Source organism: Aeribacillus sp. FSL M8-0235 (assembly GCF_038000355.1).
GTDB classification, from domain to species: domain Bacteria; phylum Bacillota; class Bacilli; order Bacillales; family Aeribacillaceae; genus Aeribacillus; species Aeribacillus composti.
The window spans coordinates 500,858-524,860 of record NZ_JBBOBW010000001.1 but is presented as its reverse complement, the minus strand read 5'-3'; the positions used below and the strand labels follow the sequence as shown (position 1 = coordinate 524,860).

Below are 24,003 nucleotides of genomic sequence, written 5' to 3'. Positions count from 1 at the left end.
ACGCACTTCTTCAAGTACAACGACCGTTACACAAATTTAAAAAGGGACAACAATGAATCTATTGTTATCCCTATTTTTGTTTAATATATTTTGGCGCAATCCTTTTTAGTTTGAGCAGATCCTCTGTGGTGTCAATGTCAAATCCCCATTCTGAATTTTCAAACGGTACAGCCATTAAGCTGGAATAATGTTTTTGGACAATTGATTTTCCTCCCTCATCACCTTGAATTTGCTCAAATTCATCAAATAATTCAGTATCAAACAATACAGGGTGTCCAAGCACATTATTATACTTAGGGCGGAAAATGCGGACACCTTCTTTTCGATATTGATCATAAGATTCTAGTAGTTTAGTTATAACTATTGGAGGTACAAAGGGCTGGTCTGCCAAAAATACGAAGACTGCATCCGTTCGTCCCTTTAAAGCCTGAATCCCTGCTTTAAGAGAGGAAGCCATGCCGGATTCATAATCCCAATTCTCAATGATTTCTATTTCTGTTAAATCAGATGTGTGTTTGCGCAGCTCTTCGATATGTTTGCCGCCCACCAATACAATTGGTTTTAAGCCAGCTGCGGTAGCGGTGTTCACAGAGTAGCGAAATAATGGCTTCCCACCTAGAGATAATAACAGCTTAGGTTTTCCCATCCGTTTTGACATTCCGGCTGCTAAAATAATTGCTCCAACCTTTTTCAAACCATCTCTCCCCCAGACTCATTGTCACTGTCTCAATTCCTCAACCGCACCCAGCAAATACACTTCCGCTTTCTCACCTGCATTAAATCCTTTTCCCCCAGGCACTTTAACGAGACAATTGCTTTCCAGAAAGCTGGACAGAACATTAGAAGCTTGTTTCTTTGATATTTTCACTCTTAGTTCACCGGTTGGGGAAACGTACGTTAATCCTCGTAAAAACCGGGTGTGAAGCATTTGCTTCCCTTCAATTGCCTCGTCACATACAACCGTTACCCGTTTCGGCAGCGGATCCTTAGAACCGCTCATATAGCGTATAGCAGGCAGCACATAAAGATGTGCATTGACGTAAGACGAAGCTGGATTTCCTGCCAAAGCAAAAATCGGCTTATCCTGCCATACTCCGCACAAAACTGGCATTCCAGGGCGAGCTAATGTTTTCCAGAATATCACTTTCGCATTAATTTTTTCAAATACCTTTCCAAGGAAGTCATATTCGCCCATGGACACGCCTCCGCTTGTTACTAAAATGTCCACCTGCTGTAGAATCTCTAGCATCTTTTTTTCTAGCTCTTCTACTTTGTCCGGGGCAATCCCGAAATAAACCGGTTCACCTCCTGCTTGACTCACTTGACCGGCCAGCATTACGCCGTTACTGTCACGAAGCTTTCCAGGGACGATCGGCTCATCTACGTTTAATAATTCACTTCCCGTTGAAAGAATACCAACCTTAGGCTTCGCATAAACCGCAACAGATGCAATCCCGAATGTAGCGAGCAGACCCAGTTCAATTGGTCCTAAAAGCGTCCCTTGTGTGAGGACGTCCTTCCCTTCTTCAACATCTTGTCCCTTTTTGGCAATAGCATCGCCAATTTTAACCGATTGATAAACCAAAACGCTTTCGCTATCTTCCATTGCATTCTCAGTTTTCTCTACCATAACGACTGCGTTTGCACCTTCGGGGATAGGTGCTCCCGTCATAATGCGGCTGGCCGTACCTTGGGTAATTTTTTGTTGAGGTAAATATCCAGCGGGAATCTCTTCCAAAACCTTCAGCTTTACCGGGTCAGAAGCGCTGGCATTGATCACATCCTCCGCACGCAGAGCGTAACCGTCTACAGTGGAACGGTCAAACATAGGGACATCGTGATCAGCCCTTACCGTTTCCGCTAGATAGTACCCAAGAGCTTTAGACAGAGGTATGGTAATAACCGGAAGGGGACGTATCACAGAGAGAATAAGACGTTGTGCTTCTTCAAATGGGATAGGGGAAGAATTCGGGATATATAACATGCAATCACCACCTGTATATTTTGAAATGATCCTGCGCCTTTCATTAGTTGAAAAATACGTTCTTTTGTCCCTTCAATCGACCGACAATTTCGTTGTTATCATAGCGATTAGCTGAAATATATGTTCTTTTCTCCCCCCGCTCTGTTTTATCCTCCAATATAGTACATCTCTATCTTCTTTTTGTTCGGCATCGTTGTATTGTTAAATCTTTCTTCAGAGTAACGATCAGCTCGACGGCTCCAAACATCCTGAATGAGATTCCTAATTTCTTCATCCTTTGCCCCGCTGCGGAGCTGCGCCCGCAAATCTGTCCCTTGCGAGGCAAATAGACAGGTGTAAAGATTGCCGTCCGCTGAGAGGCGAGCTCTTGTGCACGTGGAACAAAAAGAGTCCGTTACGGAAGAAATAATGCCTATTTCCTCATTTGTGCCGCGATAGCGATAACGAGAGGCTACTTCTCCAAAATAATTGGACGGGATTGGTTCTAACGGCATTTCAGCGTTCACACGTTCGAAAATTTCTTGCTTAGATACCACTTGTGTAAGATTCCAGCCGTTGCTATTTCCTACATCCATAAATTCAATAAAGCGTAAAACATGTCCGGTCCCGCGGAAGTGACGCGCCATGGGCACAATGTCCTGATCATTGATCCCCTTTTGTACAACCATATTCACTTTCACCTTCATACCTGCCTTTGCGGCCGCTTCAATCCCTTCAAGAACTGTTTTGACGTCACAGCGGCCGCCGTTCATTTGGCGAAAAACTTTATCATCTAAGCTGTCCAAACTAACGTTGACACGGTGAAGACCAGCGTCCTTTAACGCTTTCGCATGTTTGGCAAGAAGAGAACCGTTCGTAGTCAAAGCAATGTCAGAAATACCCTCTATAGAACCGAGCATTTCAATTAACTTCGGCAGCTCTTTGCGCAGCAACGGCTCTCCCCCTGATAGGCGAATTTTCTCGACGCCAAGTGAGGCAAAAATGCGAGCCAGTCGAGTTATTTCCTCAAAACTGAGCAACTGATCATTTTTGAGAAATTGAAAATAAGGACCAAAAATCTCCGCTGGCATACAATAGCGGCAGCGAAAATTACACCGATCAGTAACTGAAATGCGCAAATCACGGAGAGGACGCTGAAGGGTATCGGTTATTTTGTTCATATTGCCCATTTTTACACTCTCCTATCATGCTAACATTATTTTGGAGAAAAAGCTTCTCATGAAAATTTCAAGTTGTTCCGAATTTTCGAAACTTTTTGATACAGGCGTTGATGAATCAGTTCTCACTTGTTTTTTAGTTACCGCCTAAAAATATAAATGGCGGAGGATGGAGAAGACTCCATCTAAAACTCCGTCATTTGTTTCAATTTTTCAAGCAAGCTTATTTTCAAAAACGAGTGATACTCTGGTACTGTCTCCGGTACTGCTTATAAAACCTGCTGACCTTGGTTTATAAAGGAGATGGCCGGAAATCCTATTATATGTTTCTATCAAGTTGAAAATTATGTCTAGTCATTCTAAATCTTCAGACAATATTTTCGGTGTGCACCAGCTCCTGCTCCTCAGATCAGTGTCAAAGATAGCATGATTAAAAGCTTTGCTTAATGTCCTTCTCAGAAAAATTGTTTTAATGTTCGAATGCTCATCATGGCAACTTCCTAATGATTTCATTATTTTACTGTTGAAAAGATATTCCATTGACCTGATTGCAGCTGATCACATAATTGAGCGAGAAATCTTCCACCGTAGGCGCCATCAATTGTACGATGATCAAATGAAGCATTTAATGTGATCATCGGCTTTATCAAAGTTTCATGACGATTCGTTAAAACAGGCTGTTCTATTATATTTCCAACTGCTAAGATGCCGGTTTCAGGAGGATTTACGATTGCCACAAACTCGTCAACTCCAACTGAGCCAAGATTGGAGATTGTGAAAGTTCCTCCACGCATTTCTTCAGGCTTCAATAAGCCTTTTCTCGCTTTTTCAACCAATTCTGTTCTTTTTTCTGCAATCTCGATTAAGGACAATTGATCTGCCTGATGGATGACGGGAACAACTAGACCGTCATCAATAGCAACCGCTAGACCAATATTAATATCTTCATGCTCCAAAATATAAGGATCTCCTTCAGAATCTATGAATGAGGCATTTACCCTCGGGAATTTCTTCAATGTTAAAGCCACCGCCTGTATGAGAAAATCATTAAATGATAAACGAACGCCTGCCGAATGTTCAATGCTTGAAACTACTGCCTGCCGCAATTGTACAATGGATGATACATCGACTCTTTTCTTGATTTGGAATTGAGGAACATTCATAAAGCTTGCGGTCATTCGCTGCGCAATCGTTTTTCTCATACTTGTAAGGTTAACCCTTTTTCCTTTAGCATGTATCGATGCTATGACTTTATTTTCTATTTTAACACTTTGATTCACTACATTTGCAGCAGCTTCCGCCACATCTTTCAGAATCACTCTTCCCCTTGGTCCCGAACCTTTAATTTTGGTTAGATCTACTCCGCGTTGCTTTGCAAGTCTTCTAGCTGCTGGAGAAACTCGGATTCTTTCAGTCTTTCCTAGTGAGATGTTCTCTTCTTTTACAGGATTATGATCGGAACTGCCTTTTTGATCGGTGGAATGCTTACCACTCGATACATATGCAAGAACAGTTCCTACTGGTACAGTTTCACCCTCATGTAAAGCTCTCCAAGAGCGTTATTTATGCTATCTGAGTTCCTACTGGTACAGTTTCACCCTCATCCACAACAATTTCTTCTAACGTTCCCTCTACTTCCGATTCAACCTCAAGACTGGATTTTTCAGTTTCTACAATTAAAATTGGGTCATCTATTTTAATGGTATCACCAATTTTGACCTCCCATGAAACTATACGAGCCTCTTCCATTGATGAATCCAATTTAGGAAGTACAATTTCCTGCCGCACCTTTTTTCCTCCTTCGTCATAACACATAGATAGCATCTTTTTGTGTTTATAAATTGCAATTATTTATCAAAATGCTTTCAAATAATTGTTGTACTGTGCCATTACACTGTTTCCAATTGTAAATACAAAGATTTTTTTACTCCTTGAATGATATCTTTCGTTTGCGGGAGCATTTCTTTTTCTAAATTTAAGTTATATGGAACAGGAACATCTTCCGCCCCCACTCGTTGTACCGGTGCATCCAGATCATCAAAAGCCTCCTCTTGAATTCTGGCAGCAATTTCAGCTCCCCAGCCGTAAGAACGAGTCGCTTCATGCACAACAACTACTCGGTTCGTCTTTTTTACTGACTCCTTAACTGTTTCTATATCTAGAGGAACAAGAGTACGCAAATCAATGACTTCAGCATCGATTCCTTCTTTTTCTAATTCTTTTGCAGCTTCAAGCGAAAACTGTACCATTCTTGACAGCGTAACAATCGTAACATCCTTTCCAGACCTTTTAATATCTGCCTTTCCTAAAGGAATCGTATATTCCTCTTCCGGAACTTCTCCTTTTTGAGAGTAAAGCATTTTATGTTCAATAAATATGACCGGACTTCCTTCCCGGATGGATGATTTCAATAATCCTTTCGCATCATAAGGGGTAGAAGGAGCAACGACTTTGAGCCCCGGAATATGTGCAAATAATGTTTCAAGGCTTTGCGAATGCTGGGCGCCATTTCCTCTTCCCCCGCCGCCTTGTGTACGTATTACCATCGGAACGCTCGTTTGTCCTCCAGACATATAGGCCATTTTCGCTGCCTGATTAATAATTTGATCCATCGCTACTAGCGAAAAATCAATCCACATAATCTCAATGACCGGCTTTAACCCCGTCATCGCTGCCCCAACTCCTGCTCCGATAAATCCGGTTTCAGAGATAGGTGTATCGATGACTCGTTCTTTTCCGAATTCATCAAACAAACCTTTTGTCACCTTAAAAACGCCGCCATATGAACCAATATCTTCCCCTAAAAGGATTACTCTATCATCTAATGCCATTTCTTCTTTAAGAGCTTCATTGATTGCTTGGGCATAACTGATGATTCTATTAGTAAACATCATTAAAGATCTCCTCCATTTCAGGTTCTTCAGATTTCATCGCACGTTCATATGCAATGTCAATTTCTTGTATGACTTGCTGTTGTATTTCATCTAATTCTTTTTCGTTCAATACATTTTGTTTTAAGCATACGTCCCGAAAATATCTGATCGGTTCTTTTTGTCTCCATTCCTCCACTTCTTCTTTTGTTCGGTACGTCTCCGCATCACCAATCATATGTCCTAACAATCTATAAGTTTTGGCTTCTATAAAGGTAGGCCCTTCACCTGAACGCGCCCGTTCCACAGCTTGTTTTGCAACCTCGTATACAGCTCGCACATCATTTCCATTCACGATGATCGACGGAATGCGATAGGCCAGTCCTCTTTCTGCTAAATGCTCATTTAATACAGCATTTTTAATTGGCGTCATTTCTGAATATAGATTGTTTTCGCAAACGAAAACGACCGGTAGTTTATAGATCGCAGCCAAATTTAGAGCTTCATGAAATGCTCCCTGGTTTGTCGCCCCATCTCCGAAAAACGCAACAGAAACTTGATTCTTTTTCAACGTTTTGATGGATAAACCTGCTCCGACAGCAATTGGAATACCTGCACCGACGATGCCATTCGCTACTAATATTCCAAGCTCTTGAGATGTAATATGCATGGGGCCCCCTTTTCCTTTGCAATAGCCTGTCTTCTTTCCTAAAATTTCGGAAAATAATTGAAAAGGATCGGCCCCTTTTGCTAATGCTTGACCACGCCCCCGATACGTAATGGAAATATAATCGTCTTTTTTCAAATTCATACAAACTCCAGCTGCTACAGCTTCTTGGCCAATAGATGAGTGAAGTGATCCACCCATGAGTCCTTTTTTGTAAATTTGAATGCTTTTTTCTTCAAATACACGTATCGTGTTCATAATCCGCCATGCTTGTATGAACCGGTTTTTATCCCAATTGAACTTGTTTTCATTTAAGTGGTATGTTTGAAGCAGCTCTTGCATTTCCATAAACCTCCTTTATTCCATCACCATACAGATATGCTTTTGCTAGAATCTTGATTTAATTATGGTTAAAGTCAATTACGAACATAGATAGTCTTTAAGAATGAGTCACAATCTCATCTAAAGCAGAAGCGATTTTCCTAGTCGTTTGAAAAACTACGGGGCTGTCCAAAAGGTCAGGGTTAACTGACTTTTTGGAGCCCCTTCATTTTAGGAACTTATCAGAACCATTTTTTCCTATCTTGTTTATATCCTTCAGAAGGCTTATGAAGAACTTTTCTTATGCTCTCTTTCTGAATTAAGTTCTTCAAAAGTTTTATAACGGACATTCAGCACATACAATTGCTTCTTGTTGGACTTCATTGCCTCTATGAGAACATGTACAAATTTGATTCCATTATTTTTGTCCTTCACAGTAGTATTTCTCCCAAATCCTTCATTTTAGGAACTCATCAGAACAGCCCCTGATTATTTATTTAACCAGCCAATTCCGATTGTTTTAATTTTTCTGCAGCTGCTTTTACCGATTTAATAATTCCTTGATATCCTGTACAACGGCACAAATTACCGGACAACGCTTCACGAATTTCTTCATCGGATGGATCAGGATTTTCTTTTAAAAATTCGTAAACAGATATCACAAATCCTGGAGTACAGAACCCGCACTGCAAACCATGATTTTCCCAAAAAGCCTCCTGAATCGGATGAAGGTGATCAGGCGTTCCTATTCCTTCAATGGTGGTAATGGAGCGATTATCTGCTTGAACCGCTAACAGCAAACAGGAACGGACTGCCTGACCGTCCACCAATATCGTACAAGCGCCGCATACCCCCTGTTCACAACCAACATGTGTTCCCGTTAAACCTAATTCTCTCCGGAGAAAGTCACTTAGTAATGTCCGAACATTCACTTCACGCTCATATACCGTTCCATTGACAGTGACCGTGATTTTTTTGCGAGTAGTTTTATCTATCATGTAAATTCCTCCCCCTACTTTTCATTATTTATTTATTGTTTCCTCACATTTTCTTTAAAACTTTTCAAACCCCGCACAAATGCTATATGAAGAAATATGGGTAAAGGGATGTTTTCTTATCTATGAGGAAGTGAAACATCCCGTTATAACCCCCTTGAATTTACATTTGTCTCATGGTCGCTTCTATTGGGACCATTCGGTGTAACCGCGAGTGAAGGCGAACATGTTCTCCGTACACTTACAAAAATTCGTCTGTATTCCGAATTAAAGCCGCAGCGATCGGTGGTGACAGCATTCGTAAAAAGAAGACCGCCGGCTCTCGGTATGATCAAGCCTTTTATAGCGGTCATTTTGTCTGATTCAACACCTACAAATGACCTTTCTTCAATGGTTCAAAGTCAATGATTGAATTTTCGAAAATGAAACGAGCAGCGATTATCTCGAGCTCTTTTCGGAAAAGATGAATGCAGGTAATGACTGTTACTAGTGTCATTTGCTTAATTTTTTCATCGAGTTATAATACAAGTGAGTCCTCTTTGGTTTTTTCGTTAGGGAAACGGCCTCAAACCCTTATCAAAACCAAGGGGACTTTTTATTTTTCTTCATTACTGAAATGTTCCTTTAATTTGTTGGTATGCCTTTTGTAAAGCCCGAATACTCAATACGGATGACGCTTCTTTTCGATACTCAGCACTGGAAATTTCAGAAACACGGCGTCCCATAATTCTCGAAAGCTGCAATGTATAGCCAGCTTTTGCATCTGCTTCAGGATCTGGATTGACTTCATTCTTTATATCGTTTGCTAGTTGATCAAGAATTTCCTGAGTAAATGGTTTCCCAATCAATTGTGAAACAGATTGCACTTTGTAAGGGACACCTTGAGGGCTGACATTCCCTAAAGCTACCTGCGCATCTTTCACCGTGTCATCTTCATTTAACTGAAGAGTCGCCGCTGCTGAAACAATGGGAATATGTCCATGTCTTCTTGTTACTTCCAAAAATCCATATCCCGTATCTTTTGTTAATTTTGGGAATATGATTTCGACAATGATTTCATTTTGCTTCACTGCTGTTTTAAAGTGGCTGACGAAAAACTCTTCTCCGGAAAGTACGCGTTTGCCATCAGGACCGGCAATGACAAACTGAGCATTTAACACACGAGCAACGACTCCGTATTCAGCGCCTGGCGGATTTTGTCTCAGGCTTCCTCCTATCGTACCTCGATTGCGGATCTGGAAATGCGCAATATGGGTAACGGCTTCCTGAAGCAAAGGACAATTTCGTTTTACAATTTCAGACTTTTCAACGGTGCGGTGCCTTGTTAATGCCCCGATTTTAATGGCATCACCCGTTTCTTCAATATAATCAAGATCTGTGATCCCATTTATATCAACCAAACATGAAGGACGAGCCTGCCTTAAATTCATTTCCTGCATCAGACTTTGTCCTCCAGCGATGATGACTGTATTGTCTCCGTACTTTTCGAGTGCGGTTATCGCTTCATTTACACTTTTAACAGCCACATATTCAAATGGAACTGGTTTCATTCATTCTTCCCCCTAACCTATCATTTTCCGGAAGATAACGCTTTCAAAGAATCATTACCTTCGTAAGATACAAATACAATTCGAAAATCTCCAATTTTCACAATCATATGTTCCATTTCTCCCACTGTAAAGTGCGCGAGAATCTCACCTCCAGCTTCCAAAACAGCAGGATGAACGTCTTGTATGTTCTCCACACGAAGGTGAAAGCTTCTCAATGATTCTTTCTCTAAATCTGTCTCTTCTAAAAGTTCAATTCCTAGCGGAGAAAAAGCCACTTTTATCACGGAATCGTTTATTTGCACATTTTGCCGCTGAAAAGTTGTTCCGAAGAGCTTCGAAAAAAATGTGATCGATTGATCGATGTCTTTTACCTGCAATGCCACTCGTTCAATTCCTTTAATTTTCATGAACTGACGTCCCTTCTTTTAGTCCGTTCCTATATTTTTTTACTACTTCATAATCATGACTAGGAAGAACAATATCAGCCTCATTCTTAATTCGAATCATCGCTCGATAGGTAGCCTCTAAATCGTAAAATAATCCAGGTGGAATTTCTTGATTAATATTTAATTCAACATTTCTGGCAATGTCTCCAAGAATAACGGCGGTGCCGAATTCCGTTTGGACATAAACTGCTTGGCTGCCTGGCGTATGAGTGTTTTGGAATAAGACACATTTCACTCCAGGAGCAATTTCTGTATCCCCTTCGATCAAATGAACTTGAGGCCATAAAGGGTCGATTAATTCTGCAATGTCTTTTCTATCGTAAAATAACGCTCCTCCCCCTATTTCCAGCTGTGAAGAAACCATCGGTGCCGCAGCAGCCTGCAATTCAGTGCGTTGGACGATGAATTTTGCATTCGGAAATTCGGCGCATCCTCCTGCATGATCATAATGAAGGTGAGTTAGGATTACTTTTTTTATCTCTTCAGCTGTAAAGCCATGGTTCTTCAATTGGGTGCGAAGGCTCCATTCAGGTTTTGTCCGATGAGGACCTAAGCCATGGACGGTCTGGCAGCGTTCAGCATCTCGAAAACCGGTGTCAACTAAAATTGGCTCTTCCTTAAATGTCGGAACTAAAAGCCAGGCTAAAATCGGCACCGTTACCATCGATTTGTCGCGGCTCAGCGACCAAAATGTATCTAATACCTTTGATACATCTGCTTCTCCAAGCACCAATGGGTATATTTCCCAATTATGATTTGACATTTTGCATTTCCCCTTGCTTAATCCATTCTAAAACTCGTTCAGGAGTAATTGGTAAATCTTTTACAATTACACCAAAAGGTGATAAAGCGTCTTCTACCGCATTCGCTACTGCTGCTGGAGACGGAATCGTTCCGCCTTCTCCCATTCCTTTTGTACCAAGCGGTGTAAAAGGTGATGGGGATTGCATGTGAATGGTTTCGATGTCTGATACATCCATTGCAGTTGGACATAAGTAATGCTGAAAATCAGGGTTTGTCATGAATCCGTTGCTGTCATATGCAAGGTCTTCTAACAGCACGCCGCCAATTCCATGTGCGATGCCGCCGGCAATTTGTCCATCTGCAATCATAGGATTGATAATTGTGCCGCAATCATGGGAAACAACGAATTTGTCTACTTTCACAAGCCCGGTTTTAATGTCAACCTCTACTAGAGCAACAAAGACTCCTGTCGGATGTGTCGTATAAAGATTGACTCGCCCGTGTTCATCAGGCTCCCACTTCACTACTTTACTCGTCCATGTATAGGTTGCTTCTAAATTGCAATCTATTCCTTCCGGCACTGTCGCATAAGGTCCCGGCCATAGATAAACTTTATTGCCGATTTCTTTTAAACTGATGGCTGCTTCCGGATTTGTCGTCCCTTTAACCCTTACTGTTCCATTTGCCATTTCAAGATTTTCCGGATCTTCCTTAAGCAGATAAACGGCAATTTTTAAAAGCTTCTCCTTTAACATCTTGGCAGCTTCATATACGGCAGAAACAGTATACGTTGCACCTCTGGAAGAAAATGGACCTAATCCGTACGGCGTAATATCCGTATCTCCATAAACAAATCGAATATCGTCTATATCTACATCCATAACTTGTGAAACAACTTGTGGAATCGTTGTTTCAACCCCTTGACCTATGTTCTGATGGCTGGTTAATACTTGGAAATGTCCTTCAGGCGTCATTCGTACAGTTGCTGCCTGATAACCATTAAATATGCCATTAAAGACAGCAGCGCCAGACGGCTCAAGCATAGCGGCGATTCCAAGTCCAATGTACTTGCCTTGTTTACGAAGCTCTAATTGTTTCTTTTTAAAGTTTTGATAATCAATTTTATCCATTACGAGATCCATAAGTTTATCAAAATCTCCGCTATCATAAAGCGGTCCAGAAATTTGTTGATAAGGAAATTCGTCTTTCTTTATAAAGTTGCGACGTCTTAATTCTTCTGGTGATATACCAAGTTTTCGAGCTGCTATATCCATCATCCGCTCAATAGGATAATTGGCAATATCCTTTCCATATCCGCGGTGCGCACCATAAGGCGCTTTATTTGAAACGACCCCAATGATTTCTACGTCATAAACAGGCACTTTATATGGACCTGGAAAATAAGCACCTGCAACCGATAGAGCAGGGGTTCCCGGTGCATGGCAAGTTCCATCAACCCCAATATGCTCCACCATATCGTTTCACTGATTTTCATCAAGTGTCAAAATCCTTGATATGAAAGGAATTTGGCACTTTTTCTTTTTCATGGAATGTCAATACATTTCATTTAAACGTAGTCAAAATGTTGTCGTTTCTACAGATTTACATAGCTTGAAAGTTGCTAATGGCGAGTTTAGAAAAGAATGGGCTGAAACATTTAACATTGCTGGATCTAACATACTTGACATATCGAGAAATGTAGATATAATAAATGGTATGGATCTGATTGAAGTGTTCAAGGCGTTGTCTAACGAGTCGAGGCTGCAGATTTTGCAATGGCTGAAGGAGCCTGAGACACATTTTGTGCCCCAAGAAGGAGTGGATATGCGGGAAATCGGGGTGTGTGTCAGTCAGGTGACGGATAAGTTGAATATGACACAGTCGACGGTTTCGCAGTATTTGTCCATTCTGCAGCGGGCCGGACTGATTCAAACCAACCGGATCGGCAAATACACGTACTACAAACGGAATGAAGAGAAAATAAAGGAATTGGCAAATTTCTTGAATCAGAATCTTTGAATAGCGGACTGAATACCTCACACGTATTCAGTATTTATTTGACCCATTAAATCGACATATCGGGATATGTATATATAAAAAGGAGTGGAATGCATTGTCCAGCACGTGGAGAGTTTATTTATTGGCACTGGTTTCATTTTTAGTGGGGACATCCGAGTACATTATTTCCGGTATCCTGGATATGATCTCGGATACCATGAAAATTTCCGTTACTTCAGCAGGGCAGCTCATCACGATTTTTTCTTTTGTGTACGCCATCGGCACCCCGATCCTAATGGCGCTCACGGCCAAGTCGGAACGACAGAAACTGCTGGTGTGGGCACTTGGCGTCTTCGTATTGGGAAATGTGCTTTCCTACGCTTTGCCCGGCTATACATCGTTTCTCGCAGCTCGGGTCATCATGGCGCTGGGCGCGGGAATGACTGTCGTCACCGCTTTGGACATTGCCGCGAAAATTGCCGCCCCTGGCAAACAAGGCAGCGCGATTGCCACTGTAGTGATGGGCTTTACGGCTTCCCTGATTATCGGCGTGCCTCTCGGACGCGTCGTTGCAGCCCAATTCGGGTGGCGAGCTGTTTTCGGTCTGCTGGCACTGGCCGGTCTGGCGGCCATGATCGTTCTGTACGCCAGCATCCCTCGGGTTCAGGGGGATAAACCGATGCCGTTGTCCCGGCAACTTGCCTTCTTGAAAAACGAAAATGTGGCGTTGGGGCTTGCGATCACCTTTTTCTGGCTTGGCGGATACTCAATCGCCTACACCTACATTTCGCCGTATTTGCTGGAGGTTGCCGGGTTGGGAGAAGAGATGCTGAGCGGCGTGCTGCTCGCATTCGGCATCGCCAGCTTGATCGGATCCAAATTCGGTGGTTTCAGCACGGATAAATGGGGGGTATTCCCGACGCTGTCATGGGGGATGCTCCTGCACGTCATCGCGCTGATTCTCCTCTCGCTGACCGCGGCCAACATGCAATCGTGGCTGTCGGTCGTGATCCTCCTGATCTTGTGGTCGTTCGCGGCATGGTCCTCCGGCCCGACGCAGCAAGCCAATCTCGTTAGGATTGAACCGAATTATTCCGGCATCATGCTGAGCCTGAACCAATCCATGATGCAGTTGTCCATGGCTGCGGGCGCCGCAATCGGAGGTGTTGTGGTCGACCGGGTGTCTCTGTCATCCATTACATGGGTCGGGATGGTTGGCGTCGTTATTGCGATCGTGGTCGTGTGGTTGTTGAAGCTGCGATTGAGTGCCGGCCGGTAAGTTGTCGGGGAGTATTCCGATAATTGACACAGGAAGGGCTGTCCGTCCAGGATGGCCTTTTTCGTCGTCGTAACAAAAAGAGAAGGAAAAAATATTTTGTCGGCGTATTATAACAGTAAACCCGGTTCGGGATGAAGGCGGCATACGGCCCGGAAATATCTTGGTACATACGATATTCGTGCTCGGCCGTCTTGACGAAAGGCTAGGGTGGGTATAATTTAACTAGAGAACCTCATCCTAATCCTGTTGGGAGATAAGAAGCCCTCATGTCATACCTTTTACTTGTTATCGTCATTCTGTTATTTTACTGTTTGTTCATTCTCCCGACGCAGTGGCTAAAAATTGAGCGCGTGCGCCATCCGATCGGGTTAAATAAAAAGGTGTTGCAAATTAGCGATTTTCACGTTGAACGGTTAAGAATCAGCCAGGAGAAACTGAGGCACATCATTCAAAGGGAAGATCCCGACTTCATTTTTTTAACCGGTGACTTTACTAAAAAAGCAAAACAGATGCCGCGATTGAAAAAATACTTGGAGGTGTTTCAGGGAAGCGGACGGCCGACGTACGCGGTACTGGGTAACCACGACTATAAGCAGCCTTCCGTGGGAAATTTAGTAAAGCAAATTGAAAGATACGGCATTCAAGTGCTTCGAAACGAATCGGTTCGACTTGACGAGTTCACCTTGATCGGCATTGACGATTTCGTGAGCGGCCACAGTGATGTGGACCAATCGTTTCGGAATGTTGACAGCGATTTACCGAATGTTGTCATCACCCACGATCCGAATGTCGTGTTGACAATCAACCGACGGTTTGATTACTTAATGGCCGGCCACTTTCACGGAAAACAGTTTAACATTCCGTTTCTGTTTAAACTGAAGCCGATGGGTCCGCTTCCGGCGATGGGGATTTACAAAGGCTTGCACCATAATGCGTACGGAACGTACTACATCTCTAAAGGCATCGGGCAAACGGGTTTTAACTTCCGGTTTTTAATCCGAAGCGAAATAACGGTGCATCACGTGTAACGGCGTCTCACCGCATCCCGTGATACATGGGAGGGTGAGCGACCATAAGTTGTGTGGAGAATAGGGCAAGGTCATATCTTTTTTCAACCAAATGTTCACAATTTGGCTGTTAGGATGGATTAAACCCCGTTTGAATATTCTGCACTCTTTGCATAAGCTCTGTCCACAAATACATTCAAAAAACGAAGTTTGAGCAATTCTAAGAAAACAGGAGCATTTTGAAGAAAAACGAAGTATATAGAGGGAGTGGGAAGATGAGAGATATTTCGATATTAATTGCTGAAGATGATGAGGAAATTGCTGATCTTATTGCGTTCCATTTAGAAAAAGAAGGGTACCATGTTGTTAAAGTATCAGATGGACAAGAGGCAGTTCGTGTTGTGGAGAATCAGGCATTTGAGTTGCTGATTTTGGATATTATGATGCCGAAAATGGATGGATATGAGGTAACTCGTCGTATTCGCGAACAATATAATATGCCTATCATTTTTGTAAGTGCCAAAACTTCTGATTTTGATAAAGTACAAGGGCTTGTAATTGGAGCTGATGATTATATAACAAAACCTTTCACCCCTATTGAATTGGTTGCTCGGGTAAATGCTCAGTTACGACGCTTTATAAAGCTGAATCATCCCCAAAATGATAATAATACGAACTTGGAATTTGGTGGACTAGTGATTTCCCTTGATCAACGCACGGTTACTCTATATGGTGAAAACATTGAGCTGACACCAAAGGAGTTTGATATTTTGTATTTACTGGCTAGTCATCCAAAGAAGGTTTACAGTGTAGAAGATATTTTTCAGCAGGTGTGGGGCGAAGCATACTTTGAGGGCGGTAATACCGTTATGGTCCATGTTCGTACAATAAGGAAAAAGCTTAGAGAAAATAAACGAACAAACAAATGGATTAAAACTGTGTGGGGCGTTGGGTATACATTCAATGGCTAAATTCTCAAGAAGTTTTCGTGCAAAAATGATTATAACATTTGGCTTAAGTATGTTTCTCTCGGGTACAATCACGTATATCATTTATAAAGTCCTTCAATTTTTTTATTACACTGTAGTTGATTATGAAAGTCCGTTAGCCCATTTTCGCCAAATCATTAGACAAATTGGGGACATTAACTTTTTTTTACTAATTTTTATCCCACTTTCGATATTGTTCTTCTTTTTACTCACTAGGCGCTATTTGACCTACTTTAATAAGATTTCAAACGGTATTCATCATCTCGCTAATGGCAACTTTAGTCACCGTGTTGAAATTCATTCAAATGACGAATTTAGGGATATTGCGCAAGATATTAATTTGGCTAGTGAAATATTGAAACAGGCCATTGAAAAAGGGGAATTTTCGGAAAGCAGTAAAAATCAGTTAGTCGTAAATTTAGCTCATGATCTGCGTACACCGCTCACTTCCGTATTAGGTTATTTAGATTTAATCCTTAATGATGAGAATTTGACGGAGGAACAAGTCAAACATTTTTTGACAATTGCTTTTACTAAATCTCAACGTTTAGAAAGTCTAATTGATGAATTATTCGAAATAACGAGAATGAACTATGGCATGTTGCCAATTGAACAAAAGTACATTAATTTAAGTGACCTCCTTCATCAATTGAAAGAAGAATTATATCCTGTCTTCACGAAAAATAATTTGACCGCTCGAATGAACTTGCCTCCCTACTTACCTATTATCGGTGACGGAGAGCTTTTAGCACGTGTGTTTGAAAATCTTTTGATGAATGCGACTCGGTATGGTTACGACGGTCAGTTTGTAGACATTAACGGCTTTATTGAGTCGGAGGAAGTTGTTGTACAAGTTGTGAATTATGGTGATCGTATTCCTCCGGAGGACCTCCCGCATCTATTTGATATGCTCTATACTGGAGACAAAGCAAGAACTCAAAACAAAAATAGCGCTGGTCTTGGATTGTTTATTGCGAAGAATATTGTGGAGCAACACAACGGTTCAATTACTGTTGAAAGTAGTGTAACTCAGACAGTTTTTGAAGTCCGTTTACCAAAGGGAAGTCAAACATTAAGAAATAATGGAGATGGAATAAATTCAAATACTTGATTTAAGAAAAATTTAAGATTTACCCCACTCTTTTTTTAAAAAGTTTTAGCTATTCTTTTAAACAAGGAAGAATTAGGAGGAAGCTAAAAATGAAGAAGTGGGGATTTTTAATTTTATTTATAGTGGGCTTGTGTTTTGTTTTCATAATTAATGGCTCTTTTTTTGAACCAAAAGTAGAAGTACGAGAAGATATTCAACAGGAAAATGATAAAGGAGAGGATTTTGATAATATCCAAACAATAAAGATTACAGAAGAACAAATCTATCAAGGTAATCTGCTTTTGGTCAATAGTGAATATCCTGTTCGCCAAGAAGGTATTAAAACAGATGTCGTGAACCTTTTTACACACAATGAATTGGTGAAGGGATATGGATTGTTATATAACAATATTTATTTGTCAGAGGATATAGCACATGAATTTTCGGAAATGATTGCTGCCGCAGAAAAAGAGGGAGTTGATAATTTTTGGATTACTAGTGGCTATCGAACCTTAGATGAGCAAAGGAAACTTTATGAAGAATTGGGCCCTGATGTTGCTTTGCCTGCCGGATATAGCGAACATAATATGGGGTTAGCGCTTGATGTAGGAACTACTCAAACGACGATGGATAAAGCACCTGAAGGAGAATGGATAGAAAAAAATGCTTGGAAATACGGATTCATTTTACGTTATCCAGAGGATAAAACGGACATTACGGGAATTCAATACGAACCTTGGCATATTCGCTATGTTGGTTTACCTCATAGCGTGATTATGAAGGAAAAGAATTTTGTTTTAGAAGAGTATTTGGATTATCTCAAAGAGAAAAAGAAAATTACTGCTGAATTTGATGGTAAAAAATATACCGTTTCTTATCATTCGTTTTCCGAAAACATGACTATTCATATACCGAAAAATCAAGAGTATAAGATTTCAGGTGACAATATGGATGGAATAATTGTGACTATGTACGACTAAAGGACAGAAAAGGACAAACAAAATGACGGATCTATTATTTCTACCAGACCTTAAAGCAATTGAACCATCGCAGGAAAATGAAACCGATATGATGTTTAAAGTGGAAGCAATAGATCCACCCGAACGTTGTCCAGAATGTGGATTTGACAAACTTTACAAACATGACTCACGAAAGCAACTAATCATGGATTTGCCCACGACAATACCAATTTGAGACTCCTAAATGGCTTGGGATTGATGAAATATATATCATCCGTAAACCTCGTCTTGTATTGACCAACGTAGAGCGTAGAACCATTTTCGATATTAAGCCTAATCGTAACAAGGAAACAGTCATTCAACGCCTTACAGAGATAGGAGACAGACTTTACATTGAATACGTCACAATGGATATGTGGAAACCTTATAAAGATGCAGTATATACCGTTCTTCCACAAGCTAAAGTGGTTGTATATAAATTTCACGTTGTCCGTATGGCTAATCAAGCCTTGGATAGCGTTAGGTAGGCTCTGAAAGCCGAAATGAACATGAAGCTGAAATCATGTTTGAGGATGAAACAGAAGATGTAAAAATTAAAGGGGTTAAATTCTATACGATGAATGATGGAAGGAACACAATTAAACAAATCGGTGAAATAGCATTAGGACGAGCGTTTAAAGGTTTAAGTGTTCAAGAATTATAATTAAACGTAGTCAAACACGTAGTCAAAAACATCAAATGCCCCCGCAAATATTGATTTGTTCGTGTTTTGAGACGATTGGGTTCAGGCCCAATATTTCCAATCAGCTTCGCTTGAAGTCCTGTGATGCGAAAATCTTTGTCGAACCCAATTTTCACCGTGCAAGTATAGTCTCTAGAATGAACTCCAGTTAGAATATTCTCTACTCTGTCTTCCGTCCATTTAACCGGCTTGCCAAGCATGCGCGCCATGATACAAGCAATGATTTCTGCATTTGCCTGCAACTTTGTGCCATAACCGCCGCCAACATCCGGGGCAATAACTCGTATATTATGCTCAGGCATTTGCAATGTCTGGGCAATCAGCGTACGTACTTGAGAAGGTGCCTGTGTCGAGCATGTAACTGTCATCTTTTTAGATCCAGGATTATATTCGGCAATACATACACGAGACTCCATCGGAGTTCCGGTGTAGCGGTTATGTGTAATGGTTTCTTCAAAGACATATTCCGAATTGGCAAATGCATCGTCTATATCGCCGATAGTGGTACTTGATTCTAACTGTTTATTATCTCCCCATTCTTCATAAAGAAGCGCCTTTGGCTCCAGTGCATCTTCAATCGTCACAACAGCTGGTAAAACCTCATATTCTACTTCAATAAGATCGACTGCATCTTCAGCAATATATCGGTCTTCGGCAGCAATAACGGCCACTGGCTCACCGACATAGCGAACCTTTTTATAGGCAATCGCATACACTTCTGGTACTTTGTTAAAGATATTGATCGTCGGTGCAAGTGGTCCTGAATATTGAAGTGCCTCTTCTCCCGTTAGAACAGCTACTACTCCAGGCAGTTTTTTCGCTTTGCTTGCATCAATATTTACAATACGTGCATGAGCATGAGGACTCCGTACAATGGCCAAATGTAACATGCCTGGTTTTTCAATATCATCGGTAAATTGTCCATTACCAGTCAAAAGTCTTATGTCTTCTTTACGCTTCAAACTTACACCTAAACCTTTTTTTACAGTAACCATTTTTTCGCCTCCTCTGTTTTTTTATTTCTTAATTAATATAAAGTTTTTACTAAGTATTTTTTTATATTGTTGAAGATAATGAAATTTTGTGGATATTGTGCGTTTATGCCTTATAAGGTTAATTTTATTATTTGAATATTTAGGTTATTTTTAGTTAGTGCTTACTTTATTATTTGGCGATATCAAAAAGTGCTAATTCAAACGAGAAAATAAAGATTTAAAAAATTGGATAGATTAAGCGCTTGCAAATGATTACTATATGCATCAAGAAGACGTCTTCTATATTCAAAATAAAGAATGAGAAAGGGGATGTTGGATGAGCGAGGTGTTTATCACTTTATTTTTTCTAGTATTTGCTATTGTTATGTTTGTATGGGAAATAATCCCTTTATCTATCACGGCAATGATCGTTGCAGTTGGTCTTACGGTTTCCGGGGTTCTTGAGCCTGCTGATGCTTTTGCTGGGTTCGTTAATGAAAATGTTCTTCTTTTCATGGCGATGTTTATCGTTGGTGCTGCTTTTTTTGAAACGGGTATGGCACAAAAAGTCGGAGAGGTTGTTACTAAATTTGCTAAAACAGAAAAACAGTTAATCATAGCTGTGATGATAGTTACTGGATTAATGTCTGGATTTCTTTCTAATACTGGAACAGCAGCAGTTTTAATACCGTGTGTCATAGGTATTGCAGCGAAATCCGGTTTTTCGCGTTCCAGATTATTGTTACCTCTTGTGTTGGCTGCTGCAATGGGAGGGAACTTAAGTTTAATTGGTGCGCCTGGAAATATGATTGCTCAGTCAGCGCTTCAAGATATTGGATTAGAATTCGGCTTTTTTGAGTATGCCAAAGCAGGTTTACCAATTCTAATTGTAGGTATTTTGTACTTCAGTTTATTTGGTCATAAGCTTTTACCAAAGGGTGAAGATACTCTTTTAGATTCAGATTCCATTTACAATAAACAAATCGATTATTCAAGCATACCGAAATGGAAACAGCATATGTCCTTCATTGTGCTCGTATTAACTATTTTGGCGATGGTATTTGAAAAACAAATTGGAATAAAGCTTTATGTGTCAGCGTGGATAGGAGCATTAATATTAGTAGCGATGCGGATTATTTCTAAAAGTAATGCGATGAAGTCAATAGATATGGATACGATCATGTTATTTGTCGGTTCTTTCGCACTAGCTAAAGCTATAGATGTAACTGGAACAGGGGCGGTCATAGCCGATTCAATTATTGGTGCTGTAGGAAACACTCCATCTCCTTACGTTCTGTTGTTCGTTATTTTAATACTTTCGGCGATGATGACAAACTTTATGTCGAATACGGCGACAACTGCATTGCTCGTTCCTATAAGTCTTTCCATTGCTAGTGCTATGGATGCAGATCCAAGGGCCGTTTTAATGGCGACAGTAATTGGTGGTTCCATGGCTTATGCGACACCTATTGGAATGCCGGCAAACACAATGGTCTATGGTATAGGAGGGTATAAGTTTAAAGATTATGTAAAAGCTGGCGCACCGTTAATTATTATTTCAATTATTGTATCGATGATTTTGTTACCGATTTTCTTTCCTTTCTATAGGTAAAATGGTGGTTAAGCGCTTTATTTTAGCTTATAAACAAAAGTACCATTGTTCAAACTCATACTTAAAAGTTGAATCGACTTAAAAATTATCTTATTAGAAAGTGAGGTTGAGATTTTGATGGATAAAAAACAGCAAAAAGAAAAAATGATTGAACTGATGTCGAATTTTATTTCACTCGTTAGCTATAAGCTTCCAGATGATGTGGAAAGTAAATTGAGAGAACTGAGTGAAGAGGAAAGCAACCAGCTTGCTAAAACCATATACAAAACGATGTTTGAAAATCAAAAGATAGCTTATAAGTTAAAGAGACCTTCCTGTCAAGATACGGGTGTACTACAGTTTTTTGTGAAATGCGGCGAAGACTTTCCTTTAATTGGACAGTTAGAAAGTATTTTAAGAGAGAGTACCTATAAAGCAACAAAAGAAACTCCATTACGTCATAATTCGGTTGAAACATTTGATGAATTTAATACTGGAAAGAATATCGGCAGCGGTACACCGAGCATTTTTTGGGAGGTAGTAGAAGGTAGTGACAAAGCAGAAATTTATACTTATATGGCAGGCGGGGGGTGTACACTTCCGGGAGTGGCAACGGTTCTAATGCCGAGTGAGGGATATGAAGGGGTTGTCAAGTTTGTGCTTGATCGTATGACAAGCTACGGAATTAATGCATGTCCTCCTCTTCTCGTCGGAGTAGGTATCGGTACATCAGTTGAAACAGCAGCTTTAAATTCAAAGCTGGCACTTATGAGGCCTGTCGGTAGTCGAAATGAAAATGAAAACGCTGCTAAATTAGAGAAACTTCTCGAAGATGGAATAAATGCGATCGGTCTTGGTCCTCAAGGATTAAAAGGTTCGAAGTCTGTCATGGGAGTTAACGTCGTGAACTCAGCAAGACATCCTTCTACTATCGGAGTAGCTGTTAATACAGGCTGTTGGTCGCATAGAAGAGGCAAAATCACTTTTGATAGAAATTTGAACTATGAAATTCACACACACAAGGGGGTAAAGTTGTGAATAAGAAAATATTAACTACTCCAATAACAGATGAAGATCTAAAGAATATAAGAATAGGAGATATTATTTACTTAAACGGAACGTTAGTTACTTGCAGAGATGTCGCTCATAGAAGAGTGGTTGAAGGAGGAATTCCGTTACCGATTGACCTTAAAGGAAAAGCGATTTTCCATGCGGGTCCCATCGTGAGAGAAACTGAAGATAAAAAGTATGAGATTGTTTCTATCGGCCCTACTACAAGTATGAGAATGGAAAAATTCGAAAAACAATTTATTGAAAAAACTGGCGTTAAACTGATTATCGGAAAAGGTGGAATGGGGAAAAGGACAGAAGAAGGGTGTAAAACTTATAAAGCTCTTCATCTCGTCTTTCCCGCTGGTAATGCAGTTTATGCTGCAACAAAAGTTGAACGGATTAAGGACGTTTATTGGACAGACTTAGGAATGCCGGAGTCACTTTGGGTATGTGAAGTGAAGGAATTTGGTCCTTTAATTGTTTCCATTGATGCAGAAGGTAACAATCTATTCGAACAAAATAAAGCGGAGTTTAATAGAAAAAAAGAAGAGCAATATGAGTACATTAGCAAGCAGGTAGGATTTATTAAGTAGTCGAGGGAGTTTTGTGAATCATGCGAATAATGACCAAGACCCAAACGATAATTCGGTATCAACGATATGAAGGCAATATTTTCTATGGCGTTTTAGAAGGAGATGAAATTTTACAACTGTCTAGTGATTTTAAGGACATTGTCCACAATGAATTAAAATACGATGGTGAAAAAGTAAAATATAGTGATGTGCAGATTTTAGAACCGATAGTACCATCAAAGATTATTAATTTCGGCTGGACATATGCTGAACATGCTGTTGAAACGGGAGGGAAGGTTGGTCTCCAAGAACCATTTTTGTTTTTAAAGCCGCCGTCTTGCTTGATTCCGGATCAAGGGGATATTATCATTCCGCCAAGTGATTTAACTAACCAGGTGGAGATGGAAGGAGAAGTAGCGCTTATTGTTGGAAAACAAGGAAAAAATATAAAAGAAGAACATGCATTAGATTATATTTTCGGCTGTACGATATTTAATGATGTGACCGCGAGGGATCTTACAAAAACGGATCCGCAATTTACTAGAGGTAAAGGATTTGATACTTTTGGTCCTATTGGTCCGTATATTGTAACGGGTATTGATCCAACTAATTTACGAATCGTTACGACTTTAAATGGGAAAGTTGTGCAAGAAGGTAATACGAATCAGATGTTATTTTCGATCCCTTATCTCATAAGTTGGGTTTCAAGAATTATGACGTTAGAGCCCGGCGATGTTTTAGCTACAGGATCTCCTTCCGGCAGTTGTGCGATGAAGCGAGGAGATACTGTAGTCGTCGAAGTAGAAGGTATGGGTAAGCTTTGTAATTATGTGAAGTAAAAGCAATTAGTCTTTACCCGTGGTGCTAGTTGAGCGTTAACACTTAACTAGCACCACGGGTATTTTGATTGTTTGTGCGGATTATTTCCAATCCCGGATACGGTTTGAGAAAATGTGGAAGAAGGGAGATTAGGACTCACTATCCTATAGAAGGACGTGAAAAAGTTCACTCTGAG

24 protein-coding genes and 1 pseudogene are annotated in these 24,003 nt (G+C 40.6%); 12 read left to right on the top strand and 13 right to left on the bottom strand.

Annotated features, from left to right (window positions below):
• Positions 1-70: 70 nt before the first annotated feature.
• From NSQ71_RS02715 to NSQ71_RS02660, 12 genes are all read right to left on the bottom strand, one after another.
• Positions 71-694 carry a nucleotidyltransferase family protein gene (locus NSQ71_RS02715; protein WP_340732738.1) on the bottom strand — a complete coding sequence of 208 codons (624 nt, stop codon included), beginning with the start codon at positions 692-694 and terminating at the stop codon, positions 71-73.
• Between the two features lie 24 nt (positions 695-718).
• Positions 719-1,984, bottom strand: coding sequence for a molybdopterin molybdotransferase MoeA (locus NSQ71_RS02710; RefSeq protein WP_066246947.1), 1,266 nt, complete (start codon positions 1,982-1,984; stop codon positions 719-721).
• A gap of 146 nt (positions 1,985-2,130) precedes the next feature.
• The gene (gene moaA, locus NSQ71_RS02705; protein ID WP_066246949.1) at positions 2,131-3,153 is read right to left on the bottom strand and encodes a GTP 3',8-cyclase MoaA; all 1,023 of its coding nucleotides are present in this window, start codon (positions 3,151-3,153) and stop codon (positions 2,131-2,133) included.
• Positions 3,154-3,653: 500 nt separating this feature from the next.
• The gene (locus NSQ71_RS02700; protein ID WP_340734394.1) at positions 3,654-4,547 is read right to left on the bottom strand and encodes a dihydrolipoamide acetyltransferase family protein; all 894 of its coding nucleotides are present in this window, start codon (positions 4,545-4,547) and stop codon (positions 3,654-3,656) included.
• A gap of 157 nt (positions 4,548-4,704) precedes the next feature.
• Positions 4,705-4,929: a biotin/lipoyl-containing protein gene (locus NSQ71_RS02695; protein ID WP_340732735.1), complete on the bottom strand. Its 225-nt coding sequence runs from the start codon at positions 4,927-4,929 to the stop codon at positions 4,705-4,707.
• A 101-nt stretch (positions 4,930-5,030) separates the two neighbouring features.
• Positions 5,031-6,035, bottom strand: coding sequence for an alpha-ketoacid dehydrogenase subunit beta (locus NSQ71_RS02690; protein ID WP_340732733.1), 1,005 nt, complete (start codon positions 6,033-6,035; stop codon positions 5,031-5,033).
• Positions 6,022-7,020 (bottom strand): thiamine pyrophosphate-dependent dehydrogenase E1 component subunit alpha, encoded by a 999-nt coding sequence (locus NSQ71_RS02685; RefSeq protein ID WP_327848476.1) that lies wholly within the window; start codon positions 7,018-7,020, stop codon positions 6,022-6,024. Before NSQ71_RS02685 ends, NSQ71_RS02690 begins: the two co-directional genes overlap by 14 nt.
• A gap of 476 nt (positions 7,021-7,496) precedes the next feature.
• Complete coding sequence (locus NSQ71_RS02680) at positions 7,497-7,997, bottom strand: (2Fe-2S)-binding protein (protein ID WP_063386354.1); 501 nt, start codon at positions 7,995-7,997, stop codon at positions 7,497-7,499.
• Between the two features lie 605 nt (positions 7,998-8,602).
• Positions 8,603-9,544 (bottom strand): FAD binding domain-containing protein, encoded by a 942-nt coding sequence (locus tag NSQ71_RS02675; protein WP_063386355.1) that lies wholly within the window; start codon positions 9,542-9,544, stop codon positions 8,603-8,605.
• A 20-nt stretch (positions 9,545-9,564) separates the two neighbouring features.
• On the bottom strand, positions 9,565-9,951 hold the full coding sequence (locus tag NSQ71_RS02670) for a VOC family protein (RefSeq protein WP_339198640.1): 387 nt from the start codon (positions 9,949-9,951) through the stop codon (positions 9,565-9,567).
• Positions 9,941-10,753 (bottom strand): N-acyl homoserine lactonase family protein, encoded by an 813-nt coding sequence (locus NSQ71_RS02665; RefSeq protein WP_339198637.1) that lies wholly within the window; start codon positions 10,751-10,753, stop codon positions 9,941-9,943. Before NSQ71_RS02665 ends, NSQ71_RS02670 begins: the two co-directional genes overlap by 11 nt.
• Positions 10,740-12,209, bottom strand: coding sequence for a xanthine dehydrogenase family protein molybdopterin-binding subunit (locus tag NSQ71_RS02660; RefSeq protein WP_339198634.1), 1,470 nt, complete (start codon positions 12,207-12,209; stop codon positions 10,740-10,742). Before NSQ71_RS02660 ends, NSQ71_RS02665 begins: the two co-directional genes overlap by 14 nt.
• Before the next feature lie 241 nt (positions 12,210-12,450).
• Here NSQ71_RS02660 and NSQ71_RS02655 point away from each other — a divergent pair, with 241 nt between their 5' ends.
• The 8 genes and pseudogenes from NSQ71_RS02655 to NSQ71_RS02620 all read left to right on the top strand — a co-directional run bounded on the left by NSQ71_RS02655 (position 12,451) and on the right by NSQ71_RS02620 (position 18,759).
• The gene (locus NSQ71_RS02655) at positions 12,451-12,753 is read left to right on the top strand and encodes an ArsR/SmtB family transcription factor (RefSeq protein ID WP_339199948.1); all 303 of its coding nucleotides are present in this window, start codon (positions 12,451-12,453) and stop codon (positions 12,751-12,753) included.
• Between the two features lie 94 nt (positions 12,754-12,847).
• On the top strand, positions 12,848-14,011 hold the full coding sequence (locus tag NSQ71_RS02650) for an MFS transporter (protein ID WP_339198630.1): 1,164 nt from the start codon (positions 12,848-12,850) through the stop codon (positions 14,009-14,011).
• Positions 14,012-14,277: 266 nt separating this feature from the next.
• Entirely contained in the window at positions 14,278-15,039 is a 762-nt protein-coding gene (locus NSQ71_RS02645) for a metallophosphoesterase (protein ID WP_339198627.1), read from the top strand.
• Between the two features lie 254 nt (positions 15,040-15,293).
• The gene (gene vanR / locus NSQ71_RS02640; protein WP_212967287.1) at positions 15,294-15,989 is read left to right on the top strand and encodes a vancomycin resistance response regulator transcription factor, VanR-F/VanR-M family; all 696 of its coding nucleotides are present in this window, start codon (positions 15,294-15,296) and stop codon (positions 15,987-15,989) included.
• A complete protein-coding gene (locus NSQ71_RS02635) occupies positions 15,982-17,118 on the top strand; it encodes a sensor histidine kinase (RefSeq protein WP_306068156.1) in 1,137 nt (378 codons plus the stop codon). Before vanR ends, NSQ71_RS02635 begins: the two co-directional genes overlap by 8 nt.
• Positions 17,119-17,207: 89 nt before the next feature.
• Positions 17,208-18,077 carry a VanY-A/VanY-F/VanY-M family D-Ala-D-Ala carboxypeptidase gene (gene vanY / locus NSQ71_RS02630; protein ID WP_340732725.1) on the top strand — a complete coding sequence of 290 codons (870 nt, stop codon included), beginning with the start codon at positions 17,208-17,210 and terminating at the stop codon, positions 18,075-18,077.
• Between the two features lie 22 nt (positions 18,078-18,099).
• Positions 18,100-18,580, top strand: a pseudogene (locus NSQ71_RS02625) (transposase); the annotation flags it as partial.
• 38 nt (positions 18,581-18,618) lie between these two features.
• Positions 18,619-18,759 carry a hypothetical protein gene (locus NSQ71_RS02620; protein WP_212967284.1) on the top strand — a complete coding sequence of 47 codons (141 nt, stop codon included), beginning with the start codon at positions 18,619-18,621 and terminating at the stop codon, positions 18,757-18,759.
• Here the strand turns inward: NSQ71_RS02620 and NSQ71_RS02615 are convergent.
• Entirely contained in the window at positions 18,747-19,793 is a 1,047-nt protein-coding gene (locus tag NSQ71_RS02615) for a xanthine dehydrogenase family protein molybdopterin-binding subunit (protein ID WP_340732721.1), read from the bottom strand. The genes NSQ71_RS02620 and NSQ71_RS02615 overlap by 13 nt on opposite strands.
• A gap of 316 nt (positions 19,794-20,109) precedes the next feature.
• Between NSQ71_RS02615 and NSQ71_RS02610 the strand changes: the two genes are divergently transcribed.
• The 4 genes from NSQ71_RS02610 (at position 20,110) to NSQ71_RS02595 (ending at position 23,827) form a co-directional block, all read left to right on the top strand.
• Positions 20,110-21,384: an SLC13 family permease gene (locus tag NSQ71_RS02610; protein ID WP_144597176.1), complete on the top strand. Its 1,275-nt coding sequence runs from the start codon at positions 20,110-20,112 to the stop codon at positions 21,382-21,384.
• Positions 21,385-21,501: 117 nt separating this feature from the next.
• Positions 21,502-22,401 (top strand): L(+)-tartrate dehydratase subunit alpha, encoded by a 900-nt coding sequence (gene ttdA / locus NSQ71_RS02605; RefSeq protein WP_044748618.1) that lies wholly within the window; start codon positions 21,502-21,504, stop codon positions 22,399-22,401.
• The gene (ttdB, locus tag NSQ71_RS02600) at positions 22,398-23,009 is read left to right on the top strand and encodes a L(+)-tartrate dehydratase subunit beta (RefSeq protein WP_044748619.1); all 612 of its coding nucleotides are present in this window, start codon (positions 22,398-22,400) and stop codon (positions 23,007-23,009) included. The genes ttdA and ttdB overlap by 4 nt, the downstream gene beginning before the upstream one ends.
• A 20-nt stretch (positions 23,010-23,029) precedes the next feature.
• On the top strand, positions 23,030-23,827 hold the full coding sequence (locus tag NSQ71_RS02595; RefSeq protein WP_044748620.1) for a fumarylacetoacetate hydrolase family protein: 798 nt from the start codon (positions 23,030-23,032) through the stop codon (positions 23,825-23,827).
• Positions 23,828-24,003 lie beyond the last annotated feature (176 nt).